This window comes from Flavobacterium luteum (assembly GCF_008806775.1).
Taxonomy (GTDB): domain Bacteria; phylum Bacteroidota; class Bacteroidia; order Flavobacteriales; family Flavobacteriaceae; genus Flavobacterium; species Flavobacterium luteum.
The window spans coordinates 129,771-152,481 of record NZ_WAEM01000005.1 but is presented as its reverse complement, the minus strand read 5'-3'; the positions used below and the strand labels follow the sequence as shown (position 1 = coordinate 152,481).

Sequence of the window (22,711 nt, the reverse complement as noted above, 5' to 3'; positions counted from 1 at the left end):
CAAACACATATCCTAAAAAAACAGTATATTTGAAAATAATACGCAGCGAGTAGCCTCTGTCTAGCTGTAATTGGCGAGATAAGCGATGCTTTGTATAGCATAATACAAGTTAGTAGCAGTTTAGCCGAACGAAATTGTGAGCAACCAAAAATATCAATTTTAAAGAAAAAAAAGACTCAATAAAACTTTTAACTGCTCAGAAAAAAAAATTTAAGGAAATATCATTGGACGAAATTCATTGGATAGATGAAACTGCCAATATCGTTACAAATATTTATAATAAAGATTCATACTAACTTACGTAAAATTAAACAAAATAATATTAGGATACACAATAATTTTCACTACACCCATAAAGGAGAAGATACGAATATGATGAAAAATATAATAAGAAAGGCCAACAGCTACTAAACGAATTTGGGCAATTGGCTTATTTGAAAGTTGGTTTGTATGTGGGATGCAATTATTAACTCTAAAAAAGGTCAACATATTTTAGGATATGACATGATTGTATCAACAGACAGAAATTAGATACCTTTGAAAACAAAAAATGGCAAATAAAACTTCTCAACACATTTTAGGAACTTCTGCAAATTTATTGGGGTTTTGCCTCTTCATAATTACTTCACTTCATTTGACAAACAAAACAGAAAATACTTTAATAGATGAATTTACTTCAGTTGTCGCTTTGCTATTAACAATTTCTTGCGTGTTCTCTTTTGTATCCATTAGAACAGAGAATGAAAATCGAAAATATAAACTTGAACAAATTGCAGACTACTTATTTTTTGTTTCGCTTATTGGAATTTTTGGAATAATCGCTTTTGTAATCATTAACTATTGGCAGAAATGAAACACTTACCCAGAATAAATCACTTTTATTGGGCATTAATAATTAGTGCAAACACAATGGGAGAAACTGGAGGAGATTTAATTTCTCAAACTTTTAATTTAGGTTATGGTGTTGGATCAATTGCTTTACTTGGCCTTTTCCTAATTGCTTTGACAATTTCTGTTTACTCAAAAAGTCAGAAACCACTTTTGTATTGGACAGTAATTACTTTGGCGAGTATATTAGGAACAACAATATCAGATTTCATAAGCAGGTCGTTTTTTCATTTGCAATTAGGTTTTACAGAAAATCAAGGCTATACATTCGGAACTATTATATTAATCGTTGCTTTGACTTTGACATTTAGTATTTGGAAATATCATTCAAACACAGACACAATAGAAAACGGACTGAACAAGCAAACAGAATTTTTATATTGGATAGCCATATTAACTTCAAGTACATTAGGAACTGCTTTTGGAGATTTACTTGCTCATAATACACCTTTAGGCTTTGATGGAGGAACGTTACTTTTATTAGGTCTTCTTGTAGTTGTAGTTGCATTTTACTTTTGGACAAAAATATCAAGAGAATTTTTATATTGGTGTGCTATAATTTTAACACACCCAATTGGGGCGACAATGGGCGACTATTTAACAAAACCAGAAGGATTTAATTTAGGAAACATAAAAGCAAGTTTAGTTTTAGTTGCCGTTTTTATAATTGTAATTTTTGCTGGACAAGTAACGAAAAAATTGAAAAAAAACTACCACTAATATAGTTTTCCCTCAATAGCCAGACTCGAATTTTATTAGGTAACTGTAGCTTATTTCTTTTCTTAATTTAAACACTTATAAAAGTTTATTTGGCATTATATTGTTAATAATGTGATAATTATCATAGCTCTGAAGTGTATTGAAAAGTAACTTTACAGTACTAATCATAAAACTTTAATAGCATGAAAAAAATTCTTTTTCCAACAGACTTTTCTGAAGCAGCAACAAATGCTTTTATATATGCTTTAGAACTTGCAAAAATTGTTAAGGGCGAGCTTATTTTATTGCATACTTTCGAATTACCTCTAGCAGACAATGTCTTTTATCCTATAAATTATAAAGAAACTTTTGATACTGTAGAATTATCAAAATTTGAACAATTTAGAGAAGAACTGCCAAAACTAAGAGCTATAGCAGAAGAACGAAATTTAGGACATATCAGCATGTCGCATCGATTAATGGAAGGTTTATTAATTCCTAACATAAAGGAATGTATTGAAAACGAAAAAATAAATTTTGTAGTAATGGGTACTGCAGGAACTAAAGGGTGCAAAGAACTGTTTATCAGCACAAACACTGGTGACGTAATTTCAGCAGTACCTATTCCTGTTTTAAGTGTTCCTGTTAAAGCTAAATTTGAAAAAATTGAAACAATTGGTTTTACTACTAGATTTAGAGAAAAAGATAAAGTCGCTTTAGAACAAGCAATTGATATAGCCAAAAAAACCAATGCCAAAATAAAATGCCTGTATGTAAAAACGCAAGAAAATGACAATATCAATGTCACAATTAAAGATTGGAAAAATCAATTCAAAAACGACCCTGTTCGCTTTTACATCATTCCAGGTGACAATGTAAAAGAAACAATTATTGATTTTATTACGAGCCAAGAAATAGATGTTTTAACGATGATTACATACAAACGAAATTTCTTTGAATCGTTATTCAACTCAAGTTTAACGAAAAAAATGTCTTATAAAAGTGAGATTCCAATTCTAGTATTACACGTATAAAATAAAATTATTGATCGTAAGTAAAACTAAAATCATACAAGAAAAAATTATCTTAATTTTCTTTAAAAAAACATTATATAATAAAACTTTGACATGAACGAATATGGCAATAAAAAAATATTTTTAAGGTTGTTTTTAAAACAAATGCTAATAAAAATACTTCCTTTCAAATTATTTATGCATTAAATTACTTTATTGATTTATTTATGCTTTTTAAATGAAAAATTAATACAAAATGAGTATCTTACCATTCTAAAAATGTAAATTAAATTATCTAAGTTTCGAAATTGTTTTTTATGGAAATTTTTCACATAAGTGCCGAATGTTATCCCGTTGCTAAACTAGGAGATTTAGCGGATGGTATTGGTTCACTTTGTAAAAATCAAAGACTTTTAGGACATCAAATAAAAGTCATCATTCCTTTTTATGACAATGAATTTGCAAAAGAAAATATTTATGAAGAAATTTATTCAGGTGAGCTTCATCTCGGTTGGTTCCACTTTACATACACTATCCTAAAAGCAAAAACAAACACACTGGGATTCGAGTTGTTTCAAATTGCCATTCCTGAATTGTTTGATCGACCAAATATTTATTCCTACGAAGATGACACCGAACGTTTTGTGTCTTTTCAGATTGCTTTTCTGGATTGGATTTCAAAAACCTATCAAAAGCCTGATATTATTCATTGCCACGAACACCATACAGGTTTAATCCCTTTTATGGTAAAACATTGTTTTAGCTTTTTTGATTTAAAAGATACTCCCACAGTATTAAGCATTTATAATACAAAACATCAAGGAGCTTTTAGTTCTGATAAACTGAATTATCTACCTACTTTCGACCAATCTAAAATTGGTCTTTTAGAATGGAATGGAATGATAAATCCATTAGCTTCAGCCATACGATGTGTATGGAAAATTACCACAATCTCACCGAGTTATTTGGATGATATTTGTAGTAATATAAGCGGTTTAGAAAATTTATTGCATTATGAAAAGCAAAAAGCTACAGGAATTCTAAACGGAATAGATACTAATATTTGGAATCCAAAAATTGATTCATTACTTGTTGAGAATTATTCATCAGAGAATTTTAAAGAAGGCAAACAAATTAATAAAGAATACATTTGTGAGCAGTTTAATTTAGACGTTTCTAAACCTTTATTTGTATTTATTGGAGACTTAACTCCTGAAAAAGGTGCCGACATATTACCCGAAATTTGCAGTGTTTTATTAAATGAACATTCCAAAGAAATAAACATTTTAATTCTAGGAAAAGGAAATGCGGTTCTTGAAAAAAGTTTGCAAAGTTTAAAAAATTTCTATACGGGATACTATAATTCAACTATGGGCTATAATGAAGAATTAGAGCATCTAGTATTTGCTGCAGCCGATTTTTTGTTGATGCCATCAAGAATTGAACCTTGTGGAACAAACCAAATGATAGCTTTGCTTTATGGAACAATTCCTATAGTGAGGAGAACTGGAGGATTAAAAGACTCCGTTTTAGACGTGGGGGATGGTGGTTTTGGAATATGTCATGACCAAACGAGTATCTTTGATGTAAATCATTCGATAAAAAGGGCCATTAAACTATATCATGACGCTCCAGAATTGGATACCATTAGAAAAATTGGAATGAAAAAAGATCATTCTTGGGAAAATGTAACTAAAAAATATATAAAAATTTACGAATCTTTAACCACATAATTATGAAAAAAAGCACCCTCGCCATTATTTTAGGAGGCGGACAAGGATCCAGATTAGCGCCGCTAACTGAAAGTCGCTCCAAACCAGCAGTTCCAATTGCAGGGAAATACAGACTAGTAGATATTCCTATTTCAAATTGTATCAATTCTGATATCAAACGAATGTTTGTTTTAACACAATTTAACTCCGCTTCTTTAAATCAGCATATCAAAAACACTTATCATTTTAGTCACTTTAGTACTGCTTTTGTTGATATTTTAGCAGCTGAACAAACTCCAGATAACCCTACTTGGTTTCAAGGAACAGCAGATGCCGTTAGACAGTGTATGCAACATTTTATGAATCATGAATTCGACTATGCTCTTATTTTATCAGGAGATCAACTGTATCAGATGAACTTTAATGAAATGATAAACGCTCACGAAAAAAGTGGTGCAGCCATTTCTATTGCAACATTGCCAGTAAATGCAAAAGAAGCCTCAGAGTTTGGTATTCTGAAAACTGATTCCGATAGTTTTATATCGTCATTTATAGAAAAACCAGCTGCGGAACTATTACCTGATTGGACATCTGAAGTAAGTGACGAAATGAAGCAAGAAGGAAAAATTTATTTGGCTTCTATGGGTATTTATATTTTTAACCGCGAATTATTAGTAGAGTTGATGTCTAATCCAGATACGAAAGATTTTGGAAAAGAAATAATTCCTCAAGCTATTGGAAAACATAAAATATTAAGCTATCAATATGAAGGCTATTGGACAGATATCGGAAATATTGACTCTTTCTTTGAGGCTAATTTGGGTTTAACCGATGACATCCCTAAATTTAACTTATTTGATAATTCAAGTAAAATTTATACTCGAGCAAGGGTTTTACCCCCATCAAAAATAACTGGAGCTTCTACCTTTGATAAATCTATTGTTACAGAAGGTTGTATCATTAATGGTACCACTATTAAGCATTCTGTAATTGGAATTAGAAGTAGAATTGGTTTTGGTTCTTCAATATCAAATTCTTATTTAATGGGAAATGATTTCTACCAAAATATTGATGAAATTAGAACAAATATTGAGAAAGGAATCATAAATATCGGAATTGGTGATCGTTGTGTGATAAACAATACTATTGTCGATAAAAACTGTAGAATAGGAAATGATGTAACATTAAATGGAGGAAAACATTTAGAAAACACAAACACTAATCTTTACACTATTAAAGATGGAATTATTGTTGTTAAAAAAGGAGTTACTATTCCTGATGGATTCACCATTTAATACGAATTCGTAAACATATAAAAAAACACATCTCCTTTTTAAGAGATGTGTTTTATATATTACCAATATTTATAATTACAACTGGGAATTGATATAACTAGAAATACTACTTATTTCTGCATCATTTAAATGTGCTTTTTTTTGCATACTATGCAAAATTGGCTTCCACTCTTCAGCAGAAAATTCTTTTGCAACATAAAGTTTGTGACAATTAGCACAATTATTTTCATACAAATTTTTGCCTTCCGCAATACTACTTATTACTACTTCTTTTTTGACTCCAGCGACTACTGGCACTGGGAAAGTTGATTTTGACGCACAAGAATAAATCATAAACAGTAAAATTGGGGCAACTATATTTTTAAATTTCATAAAATTGGATTTATATTTTTACTGTTTTAAAGATTTAACTTATTGATTAAATTCTTAAGGTTTTTATTATAACCTATTTAACATCCATTAATTCAACATCAAAAATCAGAGTTGCGTTTGGCGGAATTGCTCCTCCTGCACCACGAGAGCCATAACCTAAATGAGAAGGAATAACAAAGCGAGCTTTATCACCAACTTGTAATAAGGCAATTCCTTCATCCCAACCTTCTATTACGTTTCCTCTACCTAATGGAAATTCGATTGGTTTTTTTCTTGGATAGGAACTGTCAAATACTTTTCCGTCTTCAAGTTGTCCTGTATAATGTACTGAAACCGTTTTTCCGTTTTCTGCTTTTTTACCGTTTCCTCTTTGAATGAACTGGTAACGCAAACCACTTTCTGTTTTTTCGAAACCAGCTGCTAATTTTTCCATTTTTGCATCAGCTGCTTCTCTTTCAGCAGCTTCACGTTTGGCTCGAGAACCTTCAAAAGTCCTGAAGGCTTCAACTGCATTCCATTTTTGAGCTTCCTCACCTACTCTAATAATTTCTAAAGTTTCTAAAATATCACCTTGAGCTACAGCATCAACAACGTCTTGACCTTCAACTACATGACCAAAAACAGTATGCTTACCATCTAACCATGAAGTTGGGACATGTGTAATATAAAACTGAGAACCATTGCTTCCAGGTCCAGAATTGGCCATAGCCAAAATACCAGGTCTGTCGTGTTTAAGACTTGGGTGAAACTCATCGTCAAATTTATAGCCTGGATCTCCAGTTCCTGTTCCTTGTGGACAACCTCCTTGAATCATAAAATCAGGAATTACTCTATGAAATTTTAATCCATCATAGAATTTCGTCCCTTGTGGTTTTACTTTATTTTCCAAGTTTCCTTCTGCCAATGCTACAAAGTTACCGACTGTTCCTGGCGTTAAATCATGTTCTAATTTTACTAAAATCGAACCTTTGGTGGTGTTGAATTTAGCATATATTCCGTTTTCCATTTTTATTGTTTTTTATTGAAGTGCAAATTTACAAAATTAATTTCAAAATGAATATTTGCTTAAACACTGATTATATTATTTGAAAACTTTTAAACTTTGTACCTTTGCTTCTTTCAAAACTAAAACATGCGAATAGACATCATAACCATATTACCTGACCTATTACGAAGCCCATTTGAGGCTTCAATAATGAAACGTTCAATAGATAAAGGTTTAGTTCAAGTTTATTTTCATAATTTACGTGATTATACAACCAACAAACAAAAAAGTGTTGACGATTATCCTTTTGGCGGTGGCGCTGGAATGGTGATGACCGTTCAGCCCATTGATGCATGCATTACACATTTAAAAAGCGAAAGAACCTACGACGAAATAATCTACATGACTCCAGACGGAGAAACTTTAAATCAGAAAATGGCCAATACCCTATCGATGTATGAAAATATCATTATTCTTTGTGGTCATTATAAGGGAGTAGATCAACGGGTTCGTGACCATTTTATAACTAGAGAAATTTCTATTGGTGATTATGTTTTGAGTGGTGGAGAATTAGGTGCTTTAGTTTTATCTGATGCTATAATCCGATTAATTCCTGGAGTTTTAAGCGACGAAACTTCGGCTTTAACAGATAGTTTTCAAGACAATTTATTATCAGGCCCTATTTATACTAGACCGGCTGATTACAAAGGTTGGAAAGTTCCAGACGTTTTAACTAGTGGAAATTTTGCTAAAATAGACAAATGGAATGAAGATATGGCTTATGAACATACTAAGAATAGACGGCCAGATTTACTTAACAATGAATAACGAATAATTAACAATTGATAATGAACCTATTACATGTAAAAATAATTAATCAATTATACATTGTCAATTATTAATTAATTTTTATATTTGCACCCACATTTGACCAACCTCTGGCGAAATCCGCGAATGTTGCTCTAATTTAAAACCATAATTAAAAAAATATCATGGCAGATTTAATGAAATTCGTTCAAGACGAATTCGTAACAAGAAAAGATTTCCCTGTATTCGGTGCTGGTGACACAATCACTGTGTACTACGAAATTAAAGAGGGTGAAAAAACAAGAACTCAGTTTTTTAAAGGAGTTGTTATACAAAGAAGAGGTTCTGGAAATACAGAAACTTTTACTATTCGTAAAATGTCAGGTGCAGTTGGTGTAGAACGTATCTTCCCAGTAAACTTGCCTGCTTTACAAAAAATTGAAATCAATAAAAAAGGTCACGTTCGTAGAGCAAGAATTTTCTACTTTAGAGAACTTACTGGTAAAAAAGCAAAAATTAGAGATAAAAGAAGATAGTCAACTGTCACTTTATTATAAAACTCCCAACTCATTTGGGAGTTTTTTTTTTGAAAAAATCATCCTTATTATTAATAATTATTTTTTCAGCCTTTTTGGTAGAAAAATCCTGTATTTCCATTTCGATAAAAAAAGCACCCAATTTTTAACTTTTCGTTTTTAATAAATTAAAAAATCATAATTCCGTAATTTTTTCCATAAAATCAAACTTAATTAAGGCATACTGACTTTTACGAAAACGATTTTCTTACATTTGTGACCCATAAATAAATATTAAAACAATTTTTATTAAAATGTCAACAAAAGCAAAAATTTTTTACACGCTTACCGATGAAGCGCCATTATTAGCCACTTATTCTTTTTTACCAATTGTTAAAGCCTTTACGTCAACTTCTGATATAGAAATTGAAACTAGAGACATTTCCCTTGCAGGAAGAATTCTAGCTAATTTCCCCTCCTATTTAAAAGAAGAACAAAAAGTGGAAGATGCATTATTAGAACTTGGAAAATTGGCTACTACTCCAGAAGCAAATATTATTAAATTACCTAATGTTTCTGCATCAGTCCCACAATTAAAAGCTGCAACAGCCGAATTACAATCTCATGGATATGCAGTTCCAAATTTTCCTGAAGAGCCTTCAAATGAAGAAGAAAAATCAATAAAAGCAAAATATTCAAAAATATTAGGTTCAGCAGTGAATCCTGTTTTACGTGAAGGAAACTCTGATCGTAGAGCACCAAAAGCAGTAAAAAATTACGCAAAAGCCAACCCACATTCTATGGGGGCTTGGTCATCAGATTCAAAAACAAAAGTAGCTTCAATGGAAAGTGGTGACTTTTACGGAAGTGAAAAATCATTAACTATTACCGATGCTACTGATGTGAAAATTGAATTCGTTGGTGAAGATGGAACATCAACAGTTTTAAAAGCAAGTACTCCCTTAAAAGAGGGTGAAATCATTGACAGTTCAGTAATGAATATTGCTGCTTTGAAAAGTTTTGTTGCAAAGACAATCAATGAAGCGAAAGAAAAAAACGTGTTGCTATCAGTTCATTTGAAAGCTACAATGATGAAAGTTTCTGATCCAATTATTTTTGGAGCCATTGTAGAAGTTTATTTTGCATCCGTTTTTGAAAAATTTGCAACTCTATTTGACCAATTAAACATCGATACCAGAAACGGTTTAGGCGATGTATATGCTAAAATTGCAGGTCATCCTTTGGAAAAAGAAGTTATTGAGGCAATCGATCAAGCAATAGAAAACGGACCGGCTTTAGCTATGGTAAATTCCGAAAAAGGAATTACAAATTTACAAGTTCCATCAGATGTGATTGTAGATGCATCCATGCCAGCTATGATTCGTACTTCTGGACAGATGTATAATAAACAAGGTAAATTACAAGATACTTTTGCAATTATTCCCGACAGATGTTACGCTGGAGTGTATACCGCCACAATTGATTTCTGTAAAAAACACGGTGCTTTTGACCCAAAAACAATGGGAAGCGTACCAAACGTAGGGCTAATGGCTCAAAAAGCAGAAGAATACGGTTCTCACGATAAGACTTTCCAAATGAAAGCCAATGGAACTGTTCGTGTGATTGATACCAATGGAACCATTTTAATGGAACAAGTAGTTGAAAAAAATGATATTTTTAGAATGTGTCAGGCTAAAGATGCTCCTATTCAAGACTGGGTAAAATTAGCCGTAAACAGAGCGCGTTTGTCTAATACTCCAGCAGTTTTTTGGTTGGATAACAACAGGGCTCACGATAGAGAATTAATTAAAAAAGTAACTACTTATTTAAAAGATTACGATACATCAGCTTTAGACATTCGAATTCTTTCACCGATTGAAGCTACTAACTTTACATTAGAAAGAATTATCAATGGATTAGATACTATATCGGTTACGGGTAACGTTTTACGTGATTATTTAACTGATTTATTCCCAATTTTAGAAGTTGGAACATCGGCTAAAATGCTGTCTATCGTTCCATTAATGAATGGAGGAGGATTGTTTGAAACTGGTGCTGGGGGGTCAGCTCCAAAACACGTTGAACAATTTTCGGCAGAAGGATATTTACGTTGGGATTCTTTAGGTGAATTTTTAGCTTTGGGTGCTTCATTAGAACATTTAGGACAAACATTAAAGAATTCAAAAGCACTTGTTTTAGCTGAGACACTTGATGTGGCAACAGAAAAATTCTTGGCAAATGACAAATCTCCAGCACGTAAAATTGGAGAAATTGACAATCGAGGTTCTCACTTTTACTTGGCTATGTATTGGGCTGAAGCTCTGGCGGCACAAACAAAAGATGCTGATTTGAAAGCAATCTTTACTCCTATTGCTATAGAATTATCTCAAAACGTCGCTAAAATAAACTCAGAATTAATAGGAGCTCAAGGAAAACCTCAAGATATTGGAGGTCATTATCAACCCAATCCTTCATTGACAGAAAAAGCGATGCGTCCTAGTGAAACATTTAATGCCATATTAGCAAAAATTGCTTAATCAAATTTTATTTATATTTATACAAAGACAACTTTAAACAGTTGTCTTTTTTATTTAAATAAGAATTTTAGATTAATTAACATTTGTTTTGTAACAAAACAATTCAAAATTCGTCTACTTAGTACCACATAAAAAAAGATATGAATTTGACATTAAAATTTCTTGCTTCGATACTATTATTATTTCTTTGTAATATTTCTCTTTCCCAAGAAAAAAAAGAAACAGAGCAGAATAAACAAAAATTTACCCTTTCTGGAAATATTTCTGATACAAATAACAATGAATCCCTAATTGGGGTAAATGTCTATATTCCCATATTAAAAACAGGAGTAACTACTAATGAATATGGATTTTATTCTATAACAATTCCTAAAGGAAGTTATACAATACAAATTAGTTATATTGGTTTTCAAACGCTTGAACAAACAATCAGTTTAGAAAAAAACTCAAAACTCAATTTTAAACTTTCCGCTAATGAGGAGCAACTACAAGAAGTAATAGTAACTGATAGCAGAAAAGCTACCAATATTCGTAAAGCAGAAATGAGCGTTAATAAACTTTCAGGAAATGCAATAAAAAAAATACCTGTTGTTTTAGGCGAAGTAGATGTTTTGAAAGCACTACTCACTTTGCCTGGTGTTACCAATGCTGGAGAAGGGCAGTCAGGATTTAATGTTCGAGGTGGAGGTGCCGATCAAAATTTAATTCTTCTTGACGAAGCAACAATTTTTAATTCCTCTCATGTGTTTGGTTTTTTCTCTGTTTTCAACCCCGATGTAGTCAAGGATTTAAAGCTTTATAAAGGAGGAATTCCAGCACGTTTTGGAGGAAGAGCTTCATCTGTTTTAGACATTTATCAAAAAGATGGAAACAGTAATAAATTTGGTGTAAGCGGCGGAATTGGTTTAATATCTAGCAGATTATTAGTAGAAGGCCCTATCATAAAAGACAAAAGCTCTTTCGTTTTAGCGGGTCGCAGTTCTTACGCTCATTTATTTTTAAAATTAGCTGACAATCCTAATTCGGCCTATTTTTATGATTTGAATACCAAAATGAATTACAGAATTAACGATAATAATAATATATTTCTTTCAGGATATTTTGGTCGAGATGTATTTAGTTTGAACGATAGTTTTGTTAATACTTATGGAAATTCAACCTTAAACCTGCGTTGGAATCACCTTTATTCAGAAAAATTATTTTCCAATCTATCCCTAATTTACAGTGATTATTATTATGGTTTGGATTTAGATTTAATTGGTTTTATATGGAATTCAGGAATTAAAAATTATAATTTAAAATACGATTTTAAAAATTATGTCAACGATAAACTGAAATTAAATTATGGAATTAATAGCATTTATTATGATTTTAATCCAGGAATCATTGAACCCTCAAATACTACATCAGGAATAAATTACAGAGAGTTAGATAAAAAATTTGCTTTTGAACCCTCTATATATATTGATGCTGAGCAAAAAATATCCAAGAATTTATCCCTAACCTATGGTTTGCGTTACAGTATGTTTTATCGATTAGGAAGCTCCACTGTTAATTTATATGAAAACAATCAAGCTGTTGTTTTTGATATTAACACCCAAGTTTATGAAAAAGGAAAACCTATAGATACTAAATATTACGGAAGCAATAAGGTCATTGAAAGTTATAATAATTTAGAACCTAGATTTGCTGCTTCTTACCAATTGAACGAAAATCAATCTATCAAAGCGAGTTACAATCGAATGACTCAATATTTACAGCTTATTACTAATACGGCATCTCCCACTCCATTAGACGTTTGGACTCCAAGTGATCAATATATCAAGCCACAAATTTTAGACCAAGTAGCATTAGGTTTCTTTAAAAATTTTAATAATGATAATTATTCCTTAGAAGTTGAATCCTATTACAAAAAAACCAAAAACCGCATTGATTATATTGATGGTGCCGATTTAATTGCAAACGAAGCGATAGAACAAATTATTTTAAATGGCCAAATGCGAGCCTATGGATTAGAAGTGTTATTACGAAAAAACACGGGAAAATTTAATGGTTGGATTGCCTATACATTATCAAGATCCGAACAACAAACTCCGGGGAGAAACGCCACAGAAACAGGAATAAATAACGGAAATTGGTACCGCTCTGGCTATGACAAGCTACATAATTTTTCACTCACCAGCACTTATGAATACAGCAAAAAATGGATTTTTGGCGCTAATTTTGTATATCAAACTGGACAACCTGTTACGCTTCCGAATGGACAATATGAATATGCAGCTGAGCAAGGAGTGCCAGGGATAACTATACCTAGTTATGGTTTGCGAAATGAGAGTTCGCTTCCAGCCTATCATCATTTAGATGTTTCAGCTACTTATATTCCGAAATCGAATAAACTTAAAAAATGGCAAGGCGAATGGGTTTTTAGTATTTATAATCTTTACGGACGTAAAAATACGGCTTCTCTATCTTTTAGACAAAATGAAACTTCAGGTTTAAACGAGGCTATTCGTTTGTCCATTTTTGGAATAGTTCCTGGAATTACATATAACTTTAAATTTTAAATCCAATGAAACTATATAAAATTGTAATAATTCTATTAATTAGCTTATTTACTATAAGTTGCGAGGATGTTGTAGATGTTGATTTAGAAACCGCACCTCCACAACTGGTGGTTACGGCTTCTATTCAATGGAGAAAAGGAACTTTAGGGAATGAACAAATGATAAAACTAACTACAACAACTGGTTATTTTAACACCACAATTCCAACGGTTTCTGGTGCTACAGTTTTTATAACCAATTCGAATAATGTGATTTTTAATTTTATAGAAATACCCAATACAGGTGACTATACCTGCGATACATTTATTCCAGTACTTGATGAGGCATATGTTTTGACAATAATTTTAAATGGTCAAACCTATACAGCTACTGAAACCCTAAAAGGAGTCTCTTCAATTACCAGTATATCACAAAATAATGAAGGTGGTTTTACTGGTAAAGAGATTGAAATAAAATCGTTTTTTAATGACCCAGATAATGCAGATAATTATTATATGTTTAAATTCAAATCAAGTATTTTAGCCATCCCTTCCTTTGATGTTTTTGATGATGCCTTTACACAAGGAAATGAAAATTTCGGGTTGTATATCAATGAAGATCTGAAAAAAGGAGATGTTTTAGACATGACACTGTATGGAATTTCAAAACGCTATTTTGAATACATGAGAAAACTAACTGCGGTTGCAGGTAGTGCTAGCGGAGGTCCATTTGCAACCGCTCCAGCTTCTGTTCGTGGCAATATCATAAATACTACCGATGCCAAAAACTTTGCCTATGGTTATTTTAATGTATCGGAAACTGATTTTAAAAAGTATACGGTTCAGTAATTCCTAGTTAATGTTAAAGATATGAATGCTTATATTTGTACCGTAATTCTCAATTCAAAAATTCATTATGTCTTCTCACCATATTGTTCGTGACGATCAAGAGCCAGCACTGATAATTGCTAACGGAGCATCCTGCAACGAAGAATTATTAGGACAATTATTAGAGTGGTCGCCATTGGTTATTGTTTTAGATTCAGCCATAGAAAGAGTAATTAATTTAAACATTAAGGTAGATGTTGTATTAGGAGATTTTGACAGAGGTTTTAATCCTCATGAGTTGTTACAATCACAATATCCTATAGAAATTATTCATACACCTGATCAAAACAAAACCGATTTAGAAAAAGCCTTTGATTATTTGATAGAAAGAAAAATCCCAGCAGTAAATGTAGTTTGGGCAACCGGAAAAAGGGCTGACCATACAATTACCAATTTAACAACCATTATTCAATACCGAGATTCATTGAAAATAGTTATTCTTGATGACCATTCAAAAGTGTTTTTATTACCCAAAAAATTCGAAAAATGGTATACAGCAAATACTCCAATTTCTTTAATTCCTGTGGGGAAAGTTTCTGGAATTCATTCTGAAAATTTATTCTATCCCTTAAAAAACGATAATCTCACCATTGGTTATAAAACTGGAAGTAGCAATCATGTCACTAAAGATGGTATAGTAACTATTTTGCATGAAGAGGGCGATTTATTATTAATGGAGTGTATGGATTAGCTTAAAAAATTATTCCTTCACTACGATTATAGTAGCTTTAAAACCTGTTGCTAAATTCCATTGATTAGAAGAAACCAATGCACCTTTATCATCATATACAACCAATTCGGCTGTATTTGGTCCTGAATATCCTTGATTCAACGCTTCAAAATCTATTTTATTAAAACCATTTTGAAGGTCCAGTTTAAACCCTTTAAAATTTCCTTCGAGATAGACCCGAGATTGAATTTCTTTACCATTTACTAAAACTCGAATAAGGTCACCATCTACTTCTCCAAAATCACGATAGCTAATATTCACAAACTGGGACTGACTTTTAAAATCACCTAAAAACTGATTGCTTCTAAACATTTTAGATTCATCTTCTCCACTTTTTTTATTGAGTTTTTCTTTATAAATATCCCCAGGATTTTTAAAATCATTAGTATTTGTAAACTGAATTTTATTTTTTTCTTCTATGAATTTAGAAGTATAAGGTTCTGGCTTAGTATGTAATTTAAAAACAGATGGAGCAACTGGAATTGGAGATGGATTAACAGTATTAGGCCCAACTGGCTTAAAAGAATTAGACTTGTTTTGAAACTCAGATTGAGACAAACAATGCAACGAAAATAAAAATATAAATGCAATGACAGCAATTTGCTTCATGAAAATATTTATAAAATAATAATTTATAAAATTAATGCTTTTAAATATTAACCAACCAATTTTATCATTTTTTTATAATATGAGATAATAAAAGGAAGTACTATTCACAATTACTATTCGTTATATTAGCACTAAAATTAATTACTCATTAATGACAAATCCAAAAATAAAAATTACAAAAAACGAAATCCTTTCTGATAATTGGTATACGCTAAGAAAAATTACCTACGAGTATCAAAAAAAAGAAGGCGATTGGGAAACACACTATCGAGAAGCCTATGATAGAGGCAACGGCGCTACTATTTTACTGTACAACAAACCCAATCAAACAGTAATCTTGACCCGACAATTGCGAATTCCAACTTATTTAAACGGAAATGAAACGGGAATGATGATTGAAGCTTGTGCCGGACTTCTAGATACGGATAATGCCGAAGATTGCATCAAACGGGAGACCGAAGAAGAAACGGGTTATCAAATAAACGAAGTTTGTAAAATTTTTGAAGTCTATATGTCGCCAGGTTCAGTAACCGAAATTATTCATTTTTTTGTGGGAGAATATTCAAAAGAAATGAAAGTGAATGAAGGTGGCGGACTAGACGAAGAGCAAGAAAATATAGAAGTTTTAGAAATGCCATTCGAAAAAGCAATGCAAATGGTAGCAAATGGCGAAATAAAAGATGCAAAAACCATCATGCTTTTACAATATGCCAAAATCAACACATTGCTAACGTAATTTTTTTCTAAACGTTTTCTTATCTTTGTTACACTATGGAAAATGAAAAGCCAGAAATTGTTGTCGAAAAAATCAAATTACATCCAAAAAACCCAAACCGTTTTGGATATAACTTTGAACAGTTAATAAAAATTTCACCTGAACTAAAAGACTTTTTTTCTTTCAATGAGTACAATGTTCAAGTCTTTGATTTTAGCAATCCAAATGCTATTAAGCTGCTTAACAAGTCTTTGTTAATTGCTTATTATGAAATTGAATATTGGGACATTCCTGAAAATAATTTATGCCCTCCTATTCCGGGAAGAGCTGATTACATTTATAATATAGGCGATTTATTAGCTTTAAGCAATGCTGGAATTGTTCCTGAAGGTGAAAATGTACAAGGTTTAGATATTGGAATTGGAGCCAATTGCGTTTATCCAATAATCGGAAATGCTGTATTTGGATGGTCATTTGTTGGGACGGATAGTGATGAAAAAGCCATTCAAAACTGCAAAAAAATAATTGAGGGAAATTCAAAATTAATAGATGCAATTAGTTTGCAATTGCAAATAAACTCGCGACATATTTTTAAAAATATCATTTTACCAGAAGATAGATTTGCCTTTACAATGTGCAATCCTCCTTTTCACTCCTCGAAAGAAGAAGCTACAATAAGCAACATCAGGAAAATAAGTAATCTTCAAAACACTAGAATCGATAAACCTATTTTGAATTTTGGCGGTCAAAATGCCGAATTATGGTGCGAAGGTGGTGAAATTGGTTTCATTACCCAAATGATTTACGAAAGTGCCAAATATCCCTTGCAAGTGCTCTGGTTCACCACATTAGTTTCTAAAAAAGACAACCTAAAAAGCATTTATAAAACCTTAAATAAAGTAGATGTAGTTGCCATAAAAACCTTTGAAATGGCTCAAGGTCAAAAGAAAAGCCGAATTGTGGCTTGGACTTTTTTAAGCGAGGCCCAACAGAAAGCGTGGAAATTTGAGTGATATTTTTTTAATCTGGGCTTTTTAATACTAAAAAGGTCTTAACGCCTATGCCAAAAATTTCGATTTAATAAAAAAAGCTACAACTTCATTTTATTAAATTCCTTTGTACCTTTGTACTTCTGAATCTTTGTCCCTAATAAATGAACTTCCAAGTCGTATCCGATTACAAACCAAAAGGCGATCAACCTCAGGCTATTGAAAAATTAGCTAAAGGAATTCTTGACGATGAAAAATTCCAAACTTTATTGGGCGTTACGGGCTCAGGAAAAACATTTACTGTTGCCAATGTCATTGAGGAAGTGCAACGACCAACATTGGTTTTAGCGCATAACAAAACGTTGGCAGCCCAATTGTATTCAGAGTTCAAACAGTTTTTCCCGAATAATGCCGTAGAATATTTCGTTTCCTATTACGATTATTACCAACCCGAAGCATTTATGCCCGTAACTGGCGTTTTCATCGAAAAGGATTTATCTATTAATGAGGAATTAGAGAAGATGCGAATGTCTACCGTATCCTCCTTACTTTCGGGACGACGCGATATTATTGTAATCTCTTCTGTTTCTTGTTTATACGGAATAGGAAATCCTATTGAATTTCAGAAAAATGTAATTCCAATCGAGAAAGGACAAATCATTTCTCGAACCAAATTATTGCATCAATTGGTGCAAAGTTTGTATTCTAGAACTGAAGCCGACTTTACTCCAGGAAGTTTTAGAATAAAAGGCGATACTGTTGATGTGTATCCAAGCTATGCCGATGATGCCTATCGCATTCACTTTTTTGGAGATGAAATTGAGGAAATAGAACGTTTTGATGTTAAGAATACTACTGTTATTGAAACCTTTGAGAAGCTGACCATTTATCCCGCCAATATGTTTGTGACTTCGCCCGATGTGTTGCAAAATGCGATTTGGGAAATTCAACAGGATTTGGTAAAACAAGTCGATTATTTTAAAGAAATAGGAAAGCATCTTGAAGCCAAACGATTAGAAGAACGTACGAATTTCGATTTAGAAATGATTCGCGAATTGGGTTATTGCTCTGGAATAGAAAATTATTCTCGTTATTTGGATGGTAGATTGGCTGGAACTCGCCCTTTTTGTTTGATTGATTATTTTCCGAAAGATTATTTAATGGTTGTTGATGAAAGTCACGTAACCCTTTCGCAAGTGCATGCTATGTATGGTGGTGATAGAAGCAGAAAAGAGAATTTAGTAGAATACGGTTTCCGATTACCCGCTGCAATGGACAATCGTCCCCTAAAATTTGAAGAATTTGAATCCATGCAAAATCAAGTGATTTATGTTTCGGCTACACCAGCTGATTATGAATTGCAAAAAACAGATGGTGTTGTAATTGAGCAAGTCATTCGACCAACAGGATTATTAGATCCTATCATAGAAATTCGTCCGAGTTTGAATCAAATTGATGATTTGATTGAAGAAATTCAAGTTCGTGCTGAAATAGATGAACGTGTTTTAGTGACCACATTAACTAAAAGAATGGCGGAAGAACTGACGAAATATTTGGCGAAGGTTGGTGTTCGTTGTCGCTACATTCACTCAGAAGTGGACACCTTAGAACGAATTGAAATCATGCAGGATTTACGAAAAGGATTGTTTGATGTTTTGATTGGTGTTAATTTACTGCGTGAAGGATTAGACTTGCCTGAAGTTTCACTAGTTGCTATTTTAGATGCGGATAAGGAAGGTTTTTTACGAAGTCATCGTTCGCTAACCCAAACTATCGGTCGTGCTGCAAGAAACCTGAACGGTAAAGCCATTATGTATGCCGACAAAATTACGGCGAGTATGCAAAAAACGATTGATGAAACGAATTATAGAAGAACCAAACAAATTAACTTCAATACTGCAAATAATGTCATTCCAATGGCATTGAATAAAAAAATTGAAAGTGCTTTTACTAAAAATAAATTAGTTGATTTTGAATTGGGATACACTTCTGGAAATTTAGCCGCAGAACCCGAAACGGAATATTTAAGCAAACCTGAAATTGAAAAACGCATTCGTGAAAAACGAAAAGCCATGGAAAAAGCAGCAAAGGGTTTAGATTTTATACAAGCTGCGAAATTAAGAGATGAAATAAAATCACTACAAGGACAATTACCTTAATTGTACTGCTCTTGAAAAACTTCTAACAATAGTTCGGCTGAAATCATGGAATTTGGAGAAGCCTTCATCATTTCAAGAATGCGTTTAGTCGCATGTGGATTTAGAGCCATCATAATGGCAATTTGTCTAATGGCGTTTTCTTCTTTTTCGTGCAAAACACCATCACAATGCATGAGCAAAGCCAAACGATAAAATTGTTGAATGCGTTCAAATTCAGACTTAATAACTTCTTTTGGCAATTCCTGATGAAACAAATCATCAAAATCGGACTTGGTAATTTTTAATTCAGAAGCCACAATTGATAAAAAATCGTATTCTCTTTGGTGCAAACGACCGTCAACAATAGAGAATGAAATCATTTCTGTTAATAAACTTATTTTTTCTACATGAGTGTTCATCAAATTGTTATTTTTAGCTAATTTATCAATTTATAATTAATACACAAAATTCTAATCATGAATGCAAAGACTTTGCTGATTCTTCTATTTATTTCTTCAACTTTACTATTGGTTGCTCAAGAAAGTACCGCTTCAAAACAAGTAACAACTTTCACGATTGAAGCACCTCAATTGCAAAACACAAAGAAGATTTGGTTGTATTTACCAAAAGATTATTTAGGTTCAACAAAAAAATATCCTGTTATATATATGCATGATGCGCAAAATTTATTTGATGCCAAAACATCTTATGCCGGAGAATGGAATATTGATGAAAAATTAGACAGTTTAAATGCACAGGTAATTGTTGTGGGAATAGAAAACGGAAACGAAAAACGATTAGAAGAACTGACTCCATATAAAAATGATAAATACGGTGGCGGTAAAGCCAATAATTATCTCAATTTTATTGTTAAAAAAGTAAAACCTGAAATAGATAAAAATTATAGAACTAAAACCAATGCTAAAAACACAGTTATCATGGGAAGTTCATTAGCTGGACTAACTTCATTTTATGCCATTTTAAAATATCCAGAAGTTTTTGGAAAAGTTGGTGTTTTTTCGCCTGCGTTTTGGTTTAACAGAAAAGAAATTTTTGAGTTAACGGAGCATACAAAAAAACTAAAAACCAAAATTTATTTTCTATGTGGCGACAACGAAGGCGATGCTGATATGATTCCCGACCTCAACAAAATAGAATATTTGGTAAATTCAAAAAGGTGTGACTGCCTGCAACTCAATAAAAAAAGAGTGGTAAAAGGAGGCCAACATAACGAAAAATTATGGCGAGATGGTTTTGTAAAAGCGTACCTTTGGCTTTTGTAAAACAGTTTAGAAACTAAACCTTCTATACAAATAACCTTTCTAACCTTTTTAAAAATGAACAACAACGATATTTTCAAAAAACTACGTGTAGCCTTAATGTTGCGCGACGACCAAATAATAGAAATTCTGGAATTAGTTGATTTTAGAATGTCAAAAGGGGAAATAGGCAACTTTTTTCGCAATGAAGATCACCCCAATTTTATGGAGTGCGGAGACCAAGTCTTGCGTAATTTTTTGAACGGTTTAGTAATACATTTAAGAGGAACTAAAGAAAATCCTAAAAATCCAATTGATGTGATTTCCATTCATAAGGGTGAAGCGCAGCCAAAGGAATTCAAAAAAACTGCCGCTTCAGAGAAACCTAAAAGCGAGTTTAAACCAAAAACCGATTTTAAAAAGAAACCTTCTACTAATCCCAAATCAAGGGAAAAAAAGCAGGCTCCAAAAATTCAAGTGGTAGAGAAAGTAAAATTCAATAACGGAAAGAATAAAAAATCGTAATTGTGAAAACCGCTTTGATGATTGGCAGCACGGGGTTAATAGGTTCCCAACTTTTAGAACTTCTTTTGGAAAGTAAGGAATATGAAAAAGTAATCACTTTTGTCAAAAGAGATTCTGGCATTCAAAATCGCAAATTAAAGCAACACATTATTGATTTTGATAAACCAGAAACCTATCAAAACCTAGTCATTGGCAACGATTTCTTTTGTACCATAGGGACAACCATAAAAAAAGCTGGAAGCCAAGAGGCGTTTAGAAAAGTAGATTTTGAGTACCCAAAACAGTTTGCAACTATAGCTTCGCAAAATAAAGTCAACCAATTTATGATTGTTTCCTCTCTTGGTGCCAATGCAACTTCATCAAATTTTTATTTGAAGACTAAAGGAGAAATTCAAAATTTCCTAAAAGATTGCAATTTCGAAAGCGTTTTTGTATTTCAGCCTTCCCTTCTTTTAGGAAATCGAACAGAATTTAGATTAGGGGAAAAAATAGGCGCCTTTTTTATGAAACTTTTTTCATTTTTACTTATTGGCAATTTAGAAAAATACAAACCAATAGAAAGTAAAACAGTCGCCAAGGCACTATTTAAAATAGCTCAACAAAACAAAAAAGGATTTCATGTTATAGAGTCGGACAGCATACAAGAAATAGCAAATAATAAATCCTGAGCTTTTTAGCATCTAATCTGTTTTTTTAACAATACAAAAAGTACTTATTCCAAAAGGAAAATTGATGAATTTTAGTAATTTATTTTCAATTAAAATTAATCGAAACAGAAAGAAATTTGCTATTTTATTTTCTACTATTTGACCTTCTTGAGGTTGGTTTTTACTAAAAAAAACAGTCGCTTTTCTATAAACATACACCGGTAGAAATAAAGAGAAATTCCAATAGCTCGATTTCAACACCTCCAATTTTTCAGTAGTTAACTTGTCTTTCAATTCTTGTTTGGTATACCTTCTAAAATGCATATTTACCACATCGTGATAGCTCCACAGCGATTGAAAAGCAGGTACAAAAACATACATCTTCCCCCCTGTTTCTAATAAATTTTTCCAATTCTTAATGGCTTTACGGTCATCTTGCAAATGTTCCAAACAATCAGAAGCAACTATAATATCAAATTTTTCAGGTATTGTAATATTTTGACCATCCATAACATAGGCATTTTGAATACCGTTTTTTTTACAATTTGCAATTGCTTTTTCACTAATATCAACTCCAAAAAGATGCTCGGTTTTATACCCTAAATGTTCCAAATCTTTTAAAAAAATTCCAGAGGAACATCCAATATCTAGAATTTTAGAATCTTTAGGTGCATTTTTTAATAAGTCGAGTAAGTACTTTCGGCGAGAAATGAACCACCAATTTTCAGTCTCTACCTGATGGTATTTTTTTTCGTAATTAATATTCATTAATTGTGATTTATAAATTTTTAAGAAAATAAAGTTTCTAAATAGTTCAGGAATTAGAGAACTTAAGATACAAACATA

The 22,711-nt window shown here is 32.1% G+C and carries 22 protein-coding genes; 17 read left to right on the top strand and 5 right to left on the bottom strand.

What is annotated here, in order from left to right:
• Positions 1-550: 550 nt before the first annotated feature.
• The 5 genes from F6464_RS10700 (at position 551) to F6464_RS10680 (ending at position 5,607) form a co-directional block, all read left to right on the top strand.
• On the top strand, positions 551-853 hold the full coding sequence (locus F6464_RS10700; RefSeq protein ID WP_151107803.1) for a DUF2254 domain-containing protein: 303 nt from the start codon (positions 551-553) through the stop codon (positions 851-853).
• A complete protein-coding gene (locus tag F6464_RS10695) occupies positions 850-1,608 on the top strand; it encodes a COG4705 family protein (protein WP_151107802.1) in 759 nt (252 codons plus the stop codon). Before F6464_RS10700 ends, F6464_RS10695 begins: the two co-directional genes overlap by 4 nt.
• A 182-nt stretch (positions 1,609-1,790) precedes the next feature.
• On the top strand, positions 1,791-2,621 hold the full coding sequence (locus F6464_RS10690) for a universal stress protein (RefSeq protein ID WP_151107801.1): 831 nt from the start codon (positions 1,791-1,793) through the stop codon (positions 2,619-2,621).
• 296 nt (positions 2,622-2,917) lie between these two features.
• Complete coding sequence (locus F6464_RS10685) at positions 2,918-4,333, top strand: glycogen synthase (protein WP_151107800.1); 1,416 nt, start codon at positions 2,918-2,920, stop codon at positions 4,331-4,333.
• Between the two features lie 2 nt (positions 4,334-4,335).
• Entirely contained in the window at positions 4,336-5,607 is a 1,272-nt protein-coding gene (locus tag F6464_RS10680) for a glucose-1-phosphate adenylyltransferase (protein WP_151107799.1), read from the top strand.
• Between the two features lie 75 nt (positions 5,608-5,682).
• Here F6464_RS10680 and F6464_RS10675 read toward each other — a convergent pair whose 3' ends face one another.
• Both F6464_RS10675 and F6464_RS10670 read right to left on the bottom strand, forming a co-directional pair.
• Positions 5,683-5,979 carry a cytochrome c family protein gene (locus tag F6464_RS10675; protein ID WP_151107798.1) on the bottom strand — a complete coding sequence of 99 codons (297 nt, stop codon included), beginning with the start codon at positions 5,977-5,979 and terminating at the stop codon, positions 5,683-5,685.
• A 73-nt stretch (positions 5,980-6,052) separates the two neighbouring features.
• Positions 6,053-6,985, bottom strand: coding sequence for a peptidylprolyl isomerase (locus F6464_RS10670; protein ID WP_151107797.1), 933 nt, complete (start codon positions 6,983-6,985; stop codon positions 6,053-6,055).
• Between the two features lie 126 nt (positions 6,986-7,111).
• On the opposite strand from F6464_RS10670, the gene trmD reads away from it, so the two are divergent.
• The 6 genes from trmD (at position 7,112) to F6464_RS10640 (ending at position 14,944) form a co-directional block, all read left to right on the top strand.
• The gene (gene trmD, locus F6464_RS10665) at positions 7,112-7,792 is read left to right on the top strand and encodes a tRNA (guanosine(37)-N1)-methyltransferase TrmD (protein ID WP_151107796.1); all 681 of its coding nucleotides are present in this window, start codon (positions 7,112-7,114) and stop codon (positions 7,790-7,792) included.
• A 164-nt stretch (positions 7,793-7,956) separates the two neighbouring features.
• Positions 7,957-8,307: a 50S ribosomal protein L19 gene (rplS, locus tag F6464_RS10660; protein WP_151107795.1), complete on the top strand. Its 351-nt coding sequence runs from the start codon at positions 7,957-7,959 to the stop codon at positions 8,305-8,307.
• A gap of 293 nt (positions 8,308-8,600) precedes the next feature.
• Positions 8,601-10,823 (top strand): NADP-dependent isocitrate dehydrogenase, encoded by a 2,223-nt coding sequence (locus F6464_RS10655; RefSeq protein WP_151107794.1) that lies wholly within the window; start codon positions 8,601-8,603, stop codon positions 10,821-10,823.
• A 140-nt stretch (positions 10,824-10,963) separates the two neighbouring features.
• Positions 10,964-13,387, top strand: a complete 2,424-nt coding sequence (locus F6464_RS10650; protein WP_151107793.1) for a TonB-dependent receptor — start codon at positions 10,964-10,966, stop codon at positions 13,385-13,387.
• A gap of 5 nt (positions 13,388-13,392) precedes the next feature.
• Complete coding sequence (locus F6464_RS10645) at positions 13,393-14,214, top strand: DUF4249 family protein (protein WP_151107792.1); 822 nt, start codon at positions 13,393-13,395, stop codon at positions 14,212-14,214.
• A gap of 67 nt (positions 14,215-14,281) precedes the next feature.
• Positions 14,282-14,944: a thiamine diphosphokinase gene (locus tag F6464_RS10640; RefSeq protein WP_151107791.1), complete on the top strand. Its 663-nt coding sequence runs from the start codon at positions 14,282-14,284 to the stop codon at positions 14,942-14,944.
• 9 nt (positions 14,945-14,953) lie between these two features.
• On the opposite strand, the gene F6464_RS10635 is transcribed toward F6464_RS10640, so the two are convergent.
• Entirely contained in the window at positions 14,954-15,592 is a 639-nt protein-coding gene (locus F6464_RS10635) for a hypothetical protein (RefSeq protein WP_151107790.1), read from the bottom strand.
• A gap of 151 nt (positions 15,593-15,743) precedes the next feature.
• Here F6464_RS10635 and nudK point away from each other — a divergent pair, with 151 nt between their 5' ends.
• The 3 genes from nudK to uvrB all read left to right on the top strand — a co-directional run bounded on the left by nudK (position 15,744) and on the right by uvrB (position 19,455).
• On the top strand, positions 15,744-16,328 hold the full coding sequence (gene nudK / locus F6464_RS10630) for a GDP-mannose pyrophosphatase NudK (protein WP_151107789.1): 585 nt from the start codon (positions 15,744-15,746) through the stop codon (positions 16,326-16,328).
• A 35-nt stretch (positions 16,329-16,363) separates the two neighbouring features.
• Entirely contained in the window at positions 16,364-17,320 is a 957-nt protein-coding gene (gene rlmF / locus F6464_RS10625) for a 23S rRNA (adenine(1618)-N(6))-methyltransferase RlmF (RefSeq protein WP_151107788.1), read from the top strand.
• 140 nt (positions 17,321-17,460) lie between these two features.
• Positions 17,461-19,455 carry an excinuclease ABC subunit UvrB gene (uvrB, locus tag F6464_RS10620; RefSeq protein WP_151107787.1) on the top strand — a complete coding sequence of 665 codons (1,995 nt, stop codon included), beginning with the start codon at positions 17,461-17,463 and terminating at the stop codon, positions 19,453-19,455.
• On the opposite strand, the gene F6464_RS10615 is transcribed toward uvrB, so the two are convergent.
• Positions 19,452-19,853, bottom strand: a complete 402-nt coding sequence (locus tag F6464_RS10615; RefSeq protein WP_151107786.1) for a tellurite resistance TerB family protein — start codon at positions 19,851-19,853, stop codon at positions 19,452-19,454. The two genes, uvrB and F6464_RS10615, sit on opposite strands and share 4 nt — an antisense overlap.
• Positions 19,854-19,910: 57 nt before the next feature.
• On the opposite strand from F6464_RS10615, the gene F6464_RS10610 reads away from it, so the two are divergent.
• The 3 genes from F6464_RS10610 to F6464_RS10600 are packed head-to-tail and all read left to right on the top strand — an operon-like array spanning position 19,911 to position 21,886.
• Complete coding sequence (locus F6464_RS10610) at positions 19,911-20,717, top strand: alpha/beta hydrolase (RefSeq protein ID WP_151107785.1); 807 nt, start codon at positions 19,911-19,913, stop codon at positions 20,715-20,717.
• Between the two features lie 54 nt (positions 20,718-20,771).
• A complete protein-coding gene (locus F6464_RS10605) occupies positions 20,772-21,218 on the top strand; it encodes a DUF1456 family protein (RefSeq protein ID WP_151107784.1) in 447 nt (148 codons plus the stop codon).
• Between the two features lie 2 nt (positions 21,219-21,220).
• Positions 21,221-21,886: an NAD(P)H-binding protein gene (locus tag F6464_RS10600; protein WP_191963367.1), complete on the top strand. Its 666-nt coding sequence runs from the start codon at positions 21,221-21,223 to the stop codon at positions 21,884-21,886.
• 12 nt (positions 21,887-21,898) lie between these two features.
• On the opposite strand, the gene F6464_RS10595 is transcribed toward F6464_RS10600, so the two are convergent.
• Positions 21,899-22,633, bottom strand: a complete 735-nt coding sequence (locus tag F6464_RS10595; RefSeq protein ID WP_151107782.1) for a class I SAM-dependent methyltransferase — start codon at positions 22,631-22,633, stop codon at positions 21,899-21,901.
• Between the last annotated feature and the right edge of the window lie 78 nt (positions 22,634-22,711).